Source organism: Arthrobacter sp. TJ-178, assembly GCF_058269275.1.
Window position 1 is genome coordinate 388,197 of record NZ_JBZCNK010000004.1, and the last position, 14,683, is coordinate 402,879.

Here is a 14,683-nt window from a genome sequence, read left to right on the forward strand (position 1 = left end):
CTGGCCGGACATGCCGCTAGGCGCCCTGTTCCTGGACCAGCCGCCGGTAGGAGGCGCGGGGCACCAGCTCCTTCACGTCACCGCCCAGGGAGGAAACTTCCTTGATCAGGGTGGAGGACAGATGCGCGTAGCGGTTTTCAGCCGGCAGGAACACGGTTTCGACGCCGGTGAGGTGACGGTTCATGACGGCCATCGGCAGCTCGTACTGGTAGTCCTGCACCGACCGCAGGCCCTTCACAATGGCGTCCACGCCCTGCTGGCGGCAGAAGTCGGCCAGCAGCCCCTCGCCCATGGGCACCACCGAGACACCGCGCAGCCCGCCGAGGGTTTCCCGCGCCATGGCAAGGCGTTCGGTCCCGGAAAACCGGTACTTCTTGGAGTAATTCGTGGACACCGCTACAAGGACTTCATCGAACAGGCTGGCGGCCCGTGCGATCACCTCTACGTGTCCGTTATGGATGGGGTCATAGGATCCGGGGCATACAGCGCGTCGCATAGATCGAATCTACCCGGTTCCAGCAGTAATACTGGAAGGCATGAGTTCTCCCCGCCCCGCCCCGCTTCTCCGCTCCGATGCAGCGCCGGGAATCCCTCCCTGGCAGCGCACCGCAGCCGGCGCCAACCTGCTTGGCCCGGACGGCGCCCTGGGGGTGACCATTTTCGAGGAGATCACGCTCCTGTCCGGCAAGCACAACGCCATCAACCTGGGCCAGGGATTCCCTGACGAGGACGGACCGTCGGTCATCAGCAACGCGGCACGCGAAGCGATCAGTGCCGGAGCCAACCAGTATGCGCCCGGGCAAGGCCTGCCGGTGCTGCGCAACGCCGTCGCCGCCCATCAGGAACGTTTCTACGGCCTGTCCCTGGACCCGGACACCCAGATCATCATCAGCACCGGTGCCACCGAGGCCATAGCTGCTGCGCTGCTCGCGCTCACCGGCCCCGGTGACGAGGTCCTGACCTTCGAGCCGTTCTATGACTCCTACGGCGCCATGATCGGGCTCAGCGGAGCCACGCACACCACGGCGCCGCTGCGAGCTCCGGACTTCCAGCCGGACCTGGCCACCCTTGAGGAATCCTTCTCTGAACGCACCCGGATGGTGCTGGTGAACAATCCGCACAACCCCACCGGCGCCGTCTTTCCCGCCGAAACCCTGCAGCGGATCGTGGAGCTCGCCGCCAAGTACAACGCCGTGATTGTTACCGACGAGGTGTACGAGCACCTCACCTTCGGACCGCGGCACGTTCCGGTGGCCACCCTTCCGGGCGCCGCCGAGCGCACCCTGACCATCTCCTCTGCAGGAAAGACCTTCTCCTTCACCGGCTGGAAGATCGGCTGGCTCTCCGGCCCCGCGGAGCTGGTGGCCGCCGTCCGCGCCGTCAAATCCTTCCTCAGCTACAGCTCCGGCACCCCGTTCCAGAGCGCCATTGCCCTGGGGCTGGGCCTGGAGGATGAGTTCTTCACCGGCATCGCTTCGACCCTGCAGGGCAAGCGGGATGTCCTCAGCGAAGGGCTGCGCGCCGCCGGACTGACCGTCTTCGAACCGCAGGGAACGTACTTCGTCAACGCCGACGTCGCGCCCCTGGGCATCACTGACGCCACGGCGCTGGCGCGCCGGCTGCCGGAGCTGGTGGGGGTGGGTGCGATTCCGGTGGCGGTGTTCTGCCACGACGACGGCGCCCGCCGGACCAGCTCGCTGCTGCGCTTTGCCTTCTGCAAGAAAACCGAGGTGCTGCAGGAAGCAGCCAACCGCATTTCCAAGCTGGGACAGGTGCTCTGATGGCCGCGCAGGACAAAACCCCGTCACGGCTGCTGCGCAACATCGGCGCGCACGCCACCATCACCGACGACGGATTCACTCCCGGAGCCCGGGTGCTCAGCATCGGCGGTGCCGAGCAGTCGCATGTCAACCTGGCCCACCCCGAGGAAATCTTTTACGAGTACCTGCGCCGGATCGGCAACGTGCTGGATCTGGCCGCCCCCGCCGGGCAGCCGCTGCGGACCCTTCATCTGGGCGCCGGTGCGCTGACCCTCACCCGCTATCTGCAGGCCACCCGGCCGGGGTCCAGGCAGGCGGCCGTGGAGCTGGAGCGGGAGCTGCTGGACTTTGTGCTGGCGCATCTGCCGCTGCCGGAGGGCACCGTGCTGGAAACCGTCATCGGCGACGCCCGCGACGCGCTGTCCCGCTGGGAACCGGGGTCCTTTGACGCCATTGTGCTGGATGTCTTCGCCGGGGCGGACGCACCGGAGCACCTGACCACGCCCGAGTTCTATGCGGAGGCGGCAGCGCTGCTCTCCTCCGCCGGGGTTTTGCTGGTGAATGTGGGAGATGATCCCGGGCTCGCGTTTGCCCGCCGGCAGGTCCGCGCCCTACAGGAGGGCATGTCCTCAATCCCCGGGGCGGGGCTGGCCGCGCTGGCCGAGAAATCCATGTTCACCGGACGTTTCCCGGGCAACATTGTGCTGGCTGCCACGGCCTTCCCCTGGCCCGAAGAGTGGACGGCGCAGCTGCTTGCCGCAGGTCCGCATCCGGCCGACGTCCTGACCGGTGAGCGGCTGGACGTCTTCGCGTCGGGTTCCTAGCCGGGTTCCTAGGAGGCGCCGTCTGCCTGCGCAGCGGCGTCGTCGTCGGCATTGTCGTCGTCGGCCTGTGCCGGCTCGGCAAACCACAGCGTGGTTTCCCCGTACTTGCGTTCGCTGAAGCGTTCCATTCCAGCCGGCCACGCGGGTTCAGGTGAGCGGGTGGAGCGTTCCAGAACGACGACGGCGCCCTCGCCCAGGTGCGGCGGCAGTGCCCGGAGCACGGAGTTCAGGTCATCCTCGTCCAGGTCATAGGGCGGATCCATAAACACCACGTCCCAGGTGACGTCCGCGGGCACCCGCAGCAGGTAGGTGTCGGCCTTGGCACGGTGGACGCTGACTACAGTGCGGCCGGCGGCGTCATTGATCAGCTTGGCGTTCTGCTTGCAGGTGCCGGCGGCTTTGTCCGCCAGTTCCACCAGGTCCACCGAAACGGCTCCGCGGCTGGCGCTTTCCACGCCCAAGGCGCCGGATCCCGCAAAAAGGTCCAGCACGCGGGCCCCTGCCAGCACGTCGTAGGACTCCAGCCGGGAGAAAAGGGCTTCCTTCACCCGGTCCGTGGTGGGGCGGGTTCCTGTTCCGGGAACACTGGTCAGGGAGGTTCCGCCGGCGGTTCCGGCAATGATGCGGCTCATGCCTTCACTTTATCGGGCTTTGGATCAATGCCCGGACAGGTTAGCCGCGGTCCAGGAACGCTTCCTTTTCAGGATTCAGATAATCCTCAATCGCCTCGTTCAGGGCCGGATACCGGCTCAGCTCCGGGTCCTCCTGCACCAGGGCCGTGGCGGCGGCGCGCGCCTTCTCGATCAGCGGCTCGTCCTGAATGGCCCGCAGCAGCTTCAGAGTGGAGCGTCCGCCGGACTGCGAGGCGCCCAGGATGTCCCCTTCGCGGCGCAGCTCGAGGTCCCGCCGGGAGAGCTCAAAGCCGTCCGTGGTTGCAGCTACGGCTTCCAGGCGTTCCCGGCTGGGATGCCCGGGTTCCAGCTTCGTGACCAGCAGGCAGGTGCCGGGCAGTCCGCCGCGGCCCACCCGGCCGCGCAGCTGGTGCAGCTGGGAAATTCCGAAGCGATCCGCATCCATGATCACCATGAGCGTGGCGTTGTGCACGTCCACGCCCACCTCAATGACCGTGGTGGACACCAGCAGGTCGATGTCTCCGCGGGTGAACGCGGCCATGGTCTCGGTCTTCTCCACCGGATCCAGCCGCCCGTGCAGAACGCCGATCCGCACTCCTGCGAGCGCGGGCACTTCGGAGAGCTGCTGGTGCATTTCGGTCACGGAGGCCAGGTTCGGTTTTCCGGTCTTTCCCTCCGGAGGCGGCCCGTAGTCGAGCAGGGTCAGGTCGGCGCCCGGTTCCTCGTCCTTGTCCCCGATCTTGGGGCAGACCACGTACACCTGCCGGCCGGCGTCGATCTCCTCGCGGGCACGCTCCCAGATCCGCCGCCCCCAGGCGGGCTTTTCGGCCAGCGGCGCCATGAAGGTGGAGATGGGTGCGCGTCCGGCGGGCAGCTCGGTCAGCGTGGACACGTTGAGGTCGCCGAAGACGGTCATGGCCACGGTACGGGGAATGGGGGTTGCGGTCATGACCAGCAGGTGCGGAGTGCTGCGGCCCTTGGTGCGCAGCACGTCCCGCTGTTCAACGCCGAACCGGTGCTGTTCGTCCACGACGACGAGCCCCAGGTCCGCGAACTGCACATGTTCCGAAAGCAGTGCGTGGGTTCCGATGACGATGCCGGCGGCACCGCTCGCGGCATCCAGCAGGGCGGCACGGCGGCCGCCGGTGTCCATGGAGCCGGTCAGCAGCGTAACCCGGGTGGCGTCGTCGTCGCTCCCCAGCCGGCCGCCCTGTCCCAGCGGGCCCAGCGTCTTGGTGATCGATTCATAGTGCTGGGCGGCGAGGACCTCGGTGGGGGCCAGCAGCGCGGCCTGCCCGCCGGCGTCGATCACCTGGAGCATTGCCCGCAGGGCCACCAGGGTTTTCCCCGAGCCCACCTCACCCTGCAGCAGCCGGTTCATGGGATGCGGCTGCGCCAGGTCATCGGCCAGTTCGCGGCCGACGTCGAACTGGCCGTTGGTGAGCGTGAACGGCAGGGCGGCATCGAATTTATCCAGCAGCCCGCCGGGGCGGGGCGGGCGGGCCGTGGCGTCTTCCTGCGCGGCGGCGCTGCGCCGGCGGGCCAGCGCCGTCTGCAGGACCAGGGCCTCCTGGTAGCGGAACCGGTGGCGGGCCTTGTACGCCTCGCCGATTTCGGCCGGGCGGTGGATTTTCTCGTATGCCTCCACCAGTCCGATGAGGTGTTCCGCGTCCCGGACCGGTTCGGGGATGGGATCGCTGAGCCGCTCGGTCTCCATGGTGTCCAGCAGCAGGTCCACGGCTTTCTTGATGTCCCAGCTGTTGAGCTTTGCGGTGGCGGGATAGACGGGGATGGGGCGCTTGGCCATTTCCTCGTCATCGGCCTCGTCATTGAGCACCACATAGTTGGGGTTGGTCAGCGTCAGCTGCTTCTTGTAGACGCCCACCTTGCCCGAAAACATGGCCCGGGTGCCTACGGTGAGTTCCTTCTGCGCGTTCCAGCCGTTGAAGAACGTCAGGTGCAGCTGGCCCAGCGCCCCGGAGGCGTCATCGGTGACCACCACTTCCAGCAGCGTGCCCTTGCGGGTCTGCATCCGCCGGGCATTGGCGCTCTGGACCCGGGCAATGAGGGTGACATCCTCATCAAAGGGAATTTCCGCGATGGGCGTCAGCTCTCCGCGTTCTAGGTAGCGGCGCGGGAAGTGGTGCAGCAGGTCGCCCACGGTTTTCAGGCCCAGCTGCTTCTCAAGCTTGGTGGCGGACGGCTTGCCGATCCGCCGTTCGAGCGGGAAATCCAGTTCGGGGGGAACGTTAGACTTCATGGGCCTCGTGGATCCCGCTGTCCTCGATGATTTCCTTGGTTTCGTGACCGTCTGCGGAAAGCTCCGTGATGGTCAGGTTGGTGGGCTCGCCAACGGTGCGCAGCAGATCAATGGCGCTGCCGGCGTCGGGCGTGTGCACGTGCACCCGCCAGCGGTAGCCTTCACCCACCGCGTCCACGGCACTCATGATCACCGAGTCACCGAGCTCGTCCAGCTGCAGGCGCAGCGTGGCCGCATCCAGCGGGCTGAGGTTGATGGTGCACATCACCTCCACGCCTTCCATGCGGGGCATTTCACCGTGGATGTGCGGGGCCTGCACGTCGTAGCCGTGCAGGCCGTCCAGCAGCTCTTCCTGCAGTTCCTCACCGAGGGCCGCTGCGCGCAGGGCGTCCAGCACCAGCAGGAAGCCCACTCCCCCGGCATCCACCACCTTGGCCTCGGTCAGGGCGTCCAGCTGCATTTCGGTGTGCACGACGGCGGCGAGGGCGGCGTCCATGACGCCGCGCAGCGCGGCTGCCAGGCCTGCGTTGCTGTCATCGCCCATCTTGGCGGCCTCAGCGTCCATGGCGGCCCCGGCCGCTTCTTCCAGGACCGAGAGCATGGTTCCGGGAACGGGATCGCTCAGGACGGACCAAGAGCGCAGCTGGGCCCGGTGCAGCGCGGATGCCAGAAGGGGCGCCGAGAGGCGGGTGCTGCCCTGCAGCGGCTCAGCCATGGCGGTGAGGAACACGGAAAGCAGAGTGCCCGAATTGCCCTTGGCGTCTTCCATGGCCGCCCGGCCGGCAATTCCCAGCAGTTCCCCTATGTCCGTGGTGTCGACGTCGGCCACGGCACGGGAGGCGGCGCAAAGCGTGAGATAGAGGTTGCTGCCGGTATCGCCGTCGGCCACCGGGAAGATGTTGATCGCATTGAGCCGGTCACTGTGATTGCCCAGAGAGACTTCCGCTTTGCTCAACCATCGCTTCAGCGCCTGTGCGTTCGCGGTGATTTTGGTTTGCAAAGTGATCCCTTTTCCATGCTGGCGCTCCTGCTCCGGACAGGAGGCGTCATTGCCGTCGTGCCGGTTTGGTCAGTAGGAAGCCTACCGCAGGAGACTGAACGGGCCGATAACAATTTGCACAAATGTGGCAGGGTTGAAGCATGGCCACCAAGCGGTACGCGGACATTCCCGCGGCGAGACACCTGAGGGATCCGTCTCCCGAATCGGAACGAAACGCCCGCCGTATCAAGCAGGACGAAGCCGTTCCACGTCCCCTCTCAACCGGGCGGACGATGCGCCCCGGGGCAGAAAAGGCCTACCGGAAGCAGCGCGCGGTCGCCATGCTGCTGACCACGGTGGTGGGCTTGTCGGTCCCCACGTTGATAACGCTGCTGGTTCTCTTCGGCTGAGCTCTGGCGGAGCGGGGCTACTTACTGGAATTACCCTAAAATTAATTTCCTATTTCCAAAAAGTTCGCTTCGGCTAGACTGATCCGAGATATCGGGCTGTTGTCAAGCTAAGCGGGGAATTCATGCCAGTCGTCATGCCTATTTATGGCACTAGGCCAGAAGCCATCAAAATGGCACCGATTGTGGCTGCCCTGAAGGAATCCGACGCCCTTGACTGCTTCGTGACGGTGACCGGCCAGCACCGCTCCATGCTGGACCAGGTCAACAACCTGTTTGGCATTGAGCCGGACTATGACCTGAACATCTTTGAGCCGGGCCAGTCCCTCAACGGCATCCTGGCCCGAACCATTGACGGGCTGGACAAACTCTTCAACGTCAACCGCCCCGATGCCGTGATTGTCCAGGGTGACACCACAACGTCCACTGCGGCAGCCATGGCCGCGTTTTACCACGGCATACCCGTTGTGCACGTGGAGGCCGGCCTGCGCAGCGGCAATCCTTCCTCGCCTTTCCCGGAGGAAGGCAACCGCAAAATCACCTCGCAGATTGCCTCTTTGCATCTGGCACCCACGGAGAGCAGCCGGCAGAACCTGCTCGCGGAGAACATCAATCCGGCCAACATCGTGGTGACGGGAAACACCGTCATTGATGCACTTCTGGCCACCGTGGAAAAGAATGTCCCCTTTGCCGATCCTGAGCTGGAAAACCTTGCGGCCTCACAACGAAAGGTCTTACTGGTCACCACCCACCGCCGGGAAAACCAGGGCGAAGGAATGCAGGGCATCGGACGGGCTTTGGCCCGCATCGCCCGGGCAGAGCCGGACCTGACGCTTGTCCTGCCGATCCACAGCAATCCCGTGGTCCGCCGCGCAGTGCTTCCGCACTTGGAGGGTCTGGAAAACGTCCTGATCACCGAACCGCTGGAGTACGGCGAATTCACCCGGCTGCTTTCCCTGGCACATATCGTCCTCACCGATTCCGGCGGGGTTCAGGAGGAGGCTCCCAGCCTGGGAGTGCCCGTGCTGGTGATGCGCGAAAACACCGAACGTCCCGAGGCAGTCGCCGCCGGCGTTGTGAAGCTTATCGGCGTCGACGAGGACCGCATTGTCCGCGAAGTGGGCCTCCTGCTGCATGACCGGGAGCATTACAGCTCCATGTCCGGGGCCATGAATCCCTACGGGGATGGGTCAGCCGCTGCCCGAAGTCTTACCGCGCTCGAGCGTCTAATTTCCCGCTGAGCCCGGCAGCCCACCTTCCAACATCACTTCTGCACCGAATGAGAGTCTCATTGTCTAACGCCGTTCTGTCCATTAAGCATGACCACTATTCAGCGACCCAGCTCAACGCCCTGCTGAAGGCTGATGATTGTCCCGTACGGTTCATCCACGTTGACCACGGACCCGAGAATATTGGGGTCGGGACCAATCTCGTCAAACTCGCTCGCACAAGTGATGAAGCTCGAGAGCTCATTGCCACACTCGCCAATAACGGTTTTTATTCATACATGATCAAAGGAAATGCGACTCGCTTTGTTAGTGAGAAGTCCCTGGATAAACTATGGACTAAACTGGTGTCCAAGGAATTTGTAAGGCACGCCAATGGAGTAGTCTATTCCCTTACGGAAGCAAGAAGTTCTGACAGGCCGAAGAGGCTCCTAGTCGTATTTTCCTCCATTAGTGGAAATATCAACACCCCTAGCTTGATGCGGTACTTTGAACAAAACTATAAGTCAGTTCAGAAGTTTCTCCCCGCGGATACTGCCATTCTGCGTATTGCTGACCTAGGCGGAGTCGTTGGTGCGTTTTACATGAATACGACCCATCTGCCGCGAAACGCTGACAATATTCAGCAGGTCATTCAAGATGTTAGCCGCCAGCATGGAATAGGGCATGATTCCGTGGTGCTATACGGCGCTTCAAAAGGTGGCACGGGGGCACTTTTTCACGCCATCAAGGGACATTATCGATGTGTAGCTGTCGACCCCATCATCGACGATGAGCATTACATCGTCCGATACAATGATGCACATTTCACAGGGAACAACATATTCCCTGAACCTAAAAAAGACGTATTTAACCGTATGATGCTCGAAATAAGTTTGTTACCCGAACCGCCTAAATCAGCGCCCGTTCGGTGGAGCGTTATTTGCTCGGGCAATTCCCCTCAATATAAGTACATATCGCGCACCCTGATAGAAAATGCAAATTCCCGAATCTCATTTTATGACTCACACAATCCGGCGATCACGGATCACCCGCAAGTTGGCCAAAACACCGTCAATACAGCAACCGCACTGATGAATTTTCACCTATACTCGATTCCTGTCGCGGCGGGTCTCTACGTCATCGATTAACTACTTCTGGCATTGACCCTGCGAGCAGTGCCCCAGGGTCAATACGTCGCCAGCATGAATACGCTGACAGCCAAGACGCTAGGCTGTCGTAAACATCGCCTCCGGTCAGTGCCGCCCCATGGAGCACCAAGCAGGAAACGCCTCAAGGAGGACGATCGTGGGTGCACGGTGCCGCATGCAGCCTCCTCGGATGCCCCCACCCCCAAGCAGTTGCATGGGGCATGCTGATACCAATGCCGCAACCACTTTGAGCAAGGCGCTGCAGACGCAGCGTCCGTGCCCTGCCGTTTCCATAGACGGGTCCAGGGCCTGAGAAAGCCGCATTGCCGCCTAATTCCGGCAACTCCTCAGCCAGCACAATAACGACATAGGAATGGTCCGCTGTCTAGGTCCTCAAGCCCCAGATGCTATCGGAAAGTTGCAGGTCCTTTGTCAGGCCATTACCACCAGCGAAGGCGACCGCGAACTGGTCGCCTTGCCTCCTCCGTTACCACTAAGGTCAATCGCAAGCCTCAGGTGAAGATCCGTCTAACCGAAAACAAACATGTGCCGGTGTGCGCCACCTGATGGAATGGGATTTGGTGCTCGTGCGGGACTCAACACTTAAGCTACCTTTTTGACGCTCACCATCTAATCCATATGCTGTTTTCAAATCACGACTTTGAATAAGCCGCAAGGACTGTAGTGTACATTGCTAGAGTGTCCAAAGGCCCGGGTGAATGAGCGGACACATACTTCGTGTACCCGGGAATTGTTTTAGCATACTGATGCCATATGTCCCGGTAGATATAAACGCTAGTCCTGCCAACTCGAACATATCCGTTTAGATATCTGTAATCGGGATCTAACCAAGGCTTATTCTGCGTGAGGTAGTGAATGTTTTTCAAAACCGGGCGTCCATCTGAATCCACTTCCGGCAGGATAGTGATCCTTTGGTTATATGACGTGGGGATTGACTTCACTTTTTCGCTATGGAAGGCCACGATAGCAAGCGCCACCTGCTCTGCGGCGTCCACTGACGAACCTTCTTGCTGGATCGTCAAATAGGCATACCGGAAAAAACCAAAAGTCCCGGCACCTACATACCTTTTGACGTTTATTCCTACGACTCCTGCGTTGTAGTAGGGAATGGTGGCTTTGCCGTCTATTACTGGAATATTGAGTTCTTCCAAAGCCGGCGGCGTCACCCCAAGCCGGAGAAGATCTGCGTCGAACTGTAGTGCGGATACTGTCGCGTCTCCCGGCATCAGCTCCGGCAGGTAATATCTCCCAACACACAGGAGGTCGTAGTCAACTTTCAGGGCCTCCTGGTAACCGCGGTCATCCAACCAGTAAGGGAAGAGCCAATTGCAGAACACGTGCGTCGGCCAACGCTGTTCTTTCATTGGGGTTAGGTCATCCACGGATCCATATGCTTCAAGTTCAGAAATATCCACGAAACGGATATTGTTCTCACTAAGCACAGCATCCATTTCACCGGTAAGATCTTTCCCGTCGAAACACATAAAGTAATCAAAGGGGTTTGTGGTGTTGTGGTCTTGGATACTTCGTAAGGCGACCAGCCCGGGAAAGAAGATACCAGCATCACCAACGATATAAACCGCAATATTCTTTGTCATTCGCCGGAGACCTTTTCCTCTAGGTGTGGGACAAGAAAACATGACAGAAACTGAAGATCCACCGTCACTGCGAACACCTAGAGGTTACCCGACCCGGCAACTTCCAAAAACGCCGCACGAGCAGCTTGGCGGTAGCCCTCGACATCAAAATTCACGCGAGCACTCTGCTTACCGTCCATGACTCGGCGCATTCCCCGCGCTAGACCATCCACAGAATTCTCGACGATGCAATCCAAGTTCTCGGAGAGGACCTGCCGTGAGCCGGGAATGTCTGTAGCCAGAATCGGAGTACCCAGAACCATCGATTCAAGCAACACCATTGGCTGGCCTTCGTGGTTTGACGGAAGGACGAAGCATCCTGCTGCACGCAGTGCCGGGAAGGGGTTTTCGCGCAGGCCTGCAAAGTATACCCGTTCGCTCAAATTCAGATCCTCAACCAGTTGTTCCAGGTCTTGACGCAGAGGCCCCTCACCTAGAAGGACGAGATTGGCTTGGTATCCCTCTTTGATGACTTTAGCCAAGGAACGAAGAAGCTTCGCTTGGTCCTTTTCCATTGAAAGTCGGCCCATGGTCACGAACGTCGGTGTTTCCCCGGAGAACCAAGGGGCTAAGTCCTCGTCCAGCGGCTCTAGGGACCGCTGCAGCACGCCTTGGGGATCAATCTGATTGATCACAGGAACAAATTTACTGAGATCCCCCGGTATCATGTGCCCGACGCCCATTTTATTTAGTTCAGACAAGGCTGGAGACACAGACGCAAGAATATCGAAGTTGTCATATAGTTCAAAAACACTTCGGAGATACGGGAACCGAACCTGCTGCTCGGACTTCATGTCATTATGCAAGTATATAATCTTCTTTGCATCGCCTGGCGCGGCGGATAAAACGGACGTCCAATAGCGGGAGTACCCCTCAAACTCGACAATTACATCAAATTTGGTATCTCCAAAGAGCCGGCGATATTCTCTCGTGAAGGCATCCGAATACATCTCGCGCTGCGGCGCTGATGGCAGGAAATTCCACCGATTGAAATAATCAATTAGCCATTTTTCTTCAATATTGACGACTTGACGTCCGGCATCGGCGAGAACCTTTACGTAAGAGGGCAGCCCACGGAGTACGCCAACACCGCCATCACTCTTCTCGATCACTCCGGCAGGCACGACAACCGTAATGTCGTACTCCTCAGGGTTAAGGGATCTGAGGAGATTGGTAAGGGAAGATGAGATTCCGTTGGGGATCATACTGTGATGAAAGAGGAAGCGCCGCTTTCCTGTCGGCTGCTGAGGAACCTCGTCGCTGCTGTCGTCCTCAAAGAAGAAGGACTTCGCCCGACTGGTCGCTTCACCATCCTCACGGCCGCAGAATTTGGCCATTAGATCCTTTGGTGGAGCCCATGCATTGGGGTTCGCAAGCGCCAGTTGAACAGAACTAATGAGAGCCGAACCCGTACGAGCTTCGGCGAGTCCCAGATCGCTAGGAGTGAAGTACAGCCCGCGCTCAGCTATGTATTCATCCAGATCGTAGGTGTAACAGATTACGGGGCGCCCGGTGGGAAGGAAATCGAACAGAATGCTCGAATAATCCGTAATCAGAATGTCGACCACGGCAAGCAGCTCATTCGTATCAATTTCGTCTGCCACAACACGGACCGGAAGACCCTTGGGGAGCAGCTCCACGGATAAGTGGTGACCTTGGAACAAGACGACACAATCAAGTTCAGACAGCGCTTGGAGGTCTGCGGTCAGGCGGTCCGTATCAAAGTGCTGGACCTTTGCCCCGCCGCGCCAAGTGGGGGCATAGAGAACTACTTTACGTCCGTCACCGGCCTCAATCCCTAGGTCACGAAGAATCTCGGTCTTTCGAGTTCCGTCCATTCCCAGAGTACGGTCAATCCTGGGGTATCCGGTGAAGCCAACCTTGGCAGTGGCGAGGGTTTGCACGTCATACCGTTCGAGCAGGACGTTTGTCGTGTGTGAGTTTGGAGTGAGAATGTGCGTTGCCTGAAGAAAATTTCTAGCGACATTCCGGTGCTCCAGAACTCCCGTGCCAATATCCTTACCCAAAGTCTTCATGGGTGTTCCATGCCAGGTATTCAGATATTTTTGGCCTTCACGACGAACAAAAAATGACTGAAAAGTAACATTGTTAATGAGAAATCCTGCTGTCGCCAAATAACGGCGATAGAGATGACTACCCCGCTGAGCAAAGACTACATTTTCGAGGTTCCTCATCCAATGTGGTATATGGGTATCGGGAGTAGTGGACCAAACATGCGTGAAGTTTGCATATTTTGGATCTGCAAGAATCTGCTGAAAGAGCGCATAGGGATTACAGGTTATTTGTTTTCCCAAGAAGCTCTCATACAGGATTACATTGCGTCGGAGGGGCAAGTTCTCCATCATTTCGGCATATTCGAAATACTTCTGCAGAGTTACATCTTTCTTGTACCGATTATTATCGATTCCTCTCGGCGCGACTGAGATCCTCGTCATGCGGAATGCCTGCGAGGCTGCGTCGAGCGCTCCCATATGCCCGTAGGCAGTGCCTAGCCTGTGATAGATGGACGGAGTGAAGACCTGTTTTCTATCGATTGCAGCTTCGAGGCAGGCCACGGCTTCCCCCCACAGTTCGCGCTGCTCAAATTCACTCGCAAGAGAGAGAATATGATCAGCGTCAGGCGACCGGAGTGCAAGCCTCTTTGCTTTATCAAGGAGTGCTAATTCGTAGTCTGTCCGTTTACTCACAGGAGGAACGGAATCCTCGTCCAGTGCCAGGTCAGCAACAACCGGCACGTCGAGGGAAGCTGTATAGGCTTCAAGGGCTTCTTCAAGTCTCCCCTGGGCTTCACGGACAACTCCCAAGCGATACGACCAGTACTTCGCAGCCGCGGACTGGAGGTCGAGCCCGTATGCATAGCAGTCTTCTGCCGCTGAGAAGTCGTTCATCCTCTCGTAGGAGTAGCCCAAACGGAAATGATTTCGGGCTTCGGAACGGTCCAGCAGGGTTGCTTGCTCGTATCTGTAGGCCGACTCTTTCCAGCGGTAGCTGCGTTCCAAAGCCCTCCCTGCACGGAATTGCAGCTCGGCATCCATTGGCCGGTTTTCGCTGTCCAGCTCATATTGCGCTGCGGCTTCGTGCCACATGCCGCGCCGCTCGTAAAAGACGCCGGCTCCCAAGGTTTTGCTTTGGTACTCGTTGTCATATTCAACTGCACGATCGAACGCGGCCTTCGCCCGTTCGAAATAGCCGGCCATCTTCCAACAATAACCCTCGCGGGCAAGGCTGTCCGAGCGGCGTGGACGAAGGGCGTTTGCCTTCCCAAAGGCTTCGGCAGCAGCGTCGAACCGGTTCATGGTTTCCAACGCATCGCCAAGCCTGAGGAACCAGTCGGGTGACTTGCCAAAATTAGGGGTTGCTGCCAGCAGAACTTCGAGTTCCTGCCAGCGTGCCCCTTCACGCCGGAGCTTCTTGGCGCGCTCGTCGTCTGCCTTTGCCTTCGCTATCCGCTGGGCGTTTTCGCAACGTTCAAGCCGCTGGCTCCACGTGGAATTTGCGGGTTCTAGACTTGTTGCAGTCCGATAGTGCGTCAGAGCTTTTTCGTTTTCGCCCTGTTTCTCGAGGACCGTTGCCAACCGATAGTGCCACGAGGCGTTACCGGGTTGGAGTTCCACCGCTTCCTCCAGCAAACGCCGGACGTCAGAAGAATCACCCTTTTGAGACTCCAAGTTGGCAAGACGGTACAGGGCATCTGCCCGTTGTTGGGCAGGTCCTGCGGTGGCCCGGTTGTAAAAATTCGTTGCCAAGCCAATCCGCCCAGCCTTCTCAGCCAAGCGTGCAACATTA

11 protein-coding genes are annotated in these 14,683 nt (G+C 59.7%); 5 read left to right on the plus strand and 6 right to left on the minus strand.

All coding sequences use genetic code 11. The features are described from left to right. Positions 1–16: 16 nt before the first annotated feature. Positions 17–496, minus strand: a complete 480-nt coding sequence (coaD, locus tag AC4D2Q_RS13450) for a pantetheine-phosphate adenylyltransferase (protein ID WP_490925944.1) — start codon at positions 494–496, stop codon at positions 17–19. 40 nt (positions 497–536) lie between these two features. Between coaD and AC4D2Q_RS13455 the strand changes: the two genes are divergently transcribed. Beyond that, positions 537–1,781, plus strand: coding sequence for an aminotransferase class I/II-fold pyridoxal phosphate-dependent enzyme (locus AC4D2Q_RS13455; RefSeq protein ID WP_490946986.1), 1,245 nt, complete (start codon positions 537–539; stop codon positions 1,779–1,781). Next, positions 1,781–2,584 (plus strand): spermidine synthase, encoded by an 804-nt coding sequence (locus AC4D2Q_RS13460; protein WP_490946988.1) that lies wholly within the window; start codon positions 1,781–1,783, stop codon positions 2,582–2,584. The genes AC4D2Q_RS13455 and AC4D2Q_RS13460 overlap by 1 nt, the downstream gene beginning before the upstream one ends. 8 nt (positions 2,585–2,592) lie before the next feature. Here the strand turns inward: AC4D2Q_RS13460 and rsmD are convergent, their stop codons facing one another. Genes rsmD through AC4D2Q_RS13475 form a run of 3 tightly spaced genes read right to left on the minus strand, consistent with a single transcriptional unit; the run spans position 2,593 to position 6,431 of the window. Beyond that, entirely contained in the window at positions 2,593–3,216 is a 624-nt protein-coding gene (gene rsmD / locus AC4D2Q_RS13465) for a 16S rRNA (guanine(966)-N(2))-methyltransferase RsmD (protein ID WP_490946991.1), read from the minus strand. A 40-nt stretch (positions 3,217–3,256) separates the two neighbouring features. Continuing rightward, positions 3,257–5,476, minus strand: coding sequence for an ATP-dependent DNA helicase RecG (locus tag AC4D2Q_RS13470; RefSeq protein ID WP_490946993.1), 2,220 nt, complete (start codon positions 5,474–5,476; stop codon positions 3,257–3,259). Continuing rightward, the gene (locus tag AC4D2Q_RS13475) at positions 5,466–6,431 is read right to left on the minus strand and encodes a DAK2 domain-containing protein (protein WP_490946996.1); all 966 of its coding nucleotides are present in this window, start codon (positions 6,429–6,431) and stop codon (positions 5,466–5,468) included. The genes AC4D2Q_RS13470 and AC4D2Q_RS13475 overlap by 11 nt, the downstream gene beginning before the upstream one ends. Positions 6,432–6,616: 185 nt before the next feature. Here AC4D2Q_RS13475 and AC4D2Q_RS13480 point away from each other — a divergent pair, with 185 nt between their 5' ends. The 3 genes from AC4D2Q_RS13480 to AC4D2Q_RS13490 all read left to right on the plus strand — a co-directional run bounded on the left by AC4D2Q_RS13480 (position 6,617) and on the right by AC4D2Q_RS13490 (position 9,218). Continuing rightward, a complete protein-coding gene (locus tag AC4D2Q_RS13480) occupies positions 6,617–6,865 on the plus strand; it encodes a hypothetical protein (RefSeq protein ID WP_490946998.1) in 249 nt (82 codons plus the stop codon). A 122-nt stretch (positions 6,866–6,987) separates the two neighbouring features. After that, positions 6,988–8,103 (plus strand): non-hydrolyzing UDP-N-acetylglucosamine 2-epimerase, encoded by a 1,116-nt coding sequence (gene wecB, locus AC4D2Q_RS13485; RefSeq protein WP_490947000.1) that lies wholly within the window; start codon positions 6,988–6,990, stop codon positions 8,101–8,103. Positions 8,104–8,153: 50 nt separating this feature from the next. After that, complete coding sequence (locus AC4D2Q_RS13490; protein ID WP_490947002.1) at positions 8,154–9,218, plus strand: XcbB/CpsF family capsular polysaccharide biosynthesis protein; 1,065 nt, start codon at positions 8,154–8,156, stop codon at positions 9,216–9,218. Positions 9,219–9,871: 653 nt separating this feature from the next. Here AC4D2Q_RS13490 and AC4D2Q_RS13495 read toward each other — a convergent pair. Next, entirely contained in the window at positions 9,872–10,837 is a 966-nt protein-coding gene (locus AC4D2Q_RS13495) for a hypothetical protein (RefSeq protein ID WP_490947004.1), read from the minus strand. Between the two features lie 77 nt (positions 10,838–10,914). Beyond that, on the minus strand, positions 10,915–14,670 hold the full coding sequence (locus tag AC4D2Q_RS13500; RefSeq protein ID WP_490947006.1) for a CDP-glycerol glycerophosphotransferase family protein: 3,756 nt from the start codon (positions 14,668–14,670) through the stop codon (positions 10,915–10,917). Positions 14,671–14,683: the final 13 nt, after the last annotated feature.

Excerpts from the sequence above, each read along its gene's own strand:
- coaD (WP_490925944.1), bottom strand. The coding sequence starts at position 496 with ATGCGACGCGCTGTATGCCCCGGATCCTATGACCCCATCCATAACGGA.
- AC4D2Q_RS13455 (WP_490946986.1), top strand. The coding sequence starts at position 537 with ATGAGTTCTCCCCGCCCCGCCCCGCTTCTCCGCTCCGATGCAGCGCCG.
- AC4D2Q_RS13460 (WP_490946988.1), top strand. The coding sequence starts at position 1,781 with ATGGCCGCGCAGGACAAAACCCCGTCACGGCTGCTGCGCAACATCGGC.
- rsmD (WP_490946991.1), bottom strand. The coding sequence starts at position 3,216 with ATGAGCCGCATCATTGCCGGAACCGCCGGCGGAACCTCCCTGACCAGT.
- AC4D2Q_RS13470 (WP_490946993.1), bottom strand. The coding sequence starts at position 5,476 with ATGAAGTCTAACGTTCCCCCCGAACTGGATTTCCCGCTCGAACGGCGG.
- AC4D2Q_RS13480 (WP_490946998.1), top strand. The coding sequence starts at position 6,617 with ATGGCCACCAAGCGGTACGCGGACATTCCCGCGGCGAGACACCTGAGG.
- wecB (WP_490947000.1), top strand. The coding sequence starts at position 6,988 with ATGCCAGTCGTCATGCCTATTTATGGCACTAGGCCAGAAGCCATCAAA.
- AC4D2Q_RS13495 (WP_490947004.1), bottom strand. The coding sequence starts at position 10,837 with ATGACAAAGAATATTGCGGTTTATATCGTTGGTGATGCTGGTATCTTC.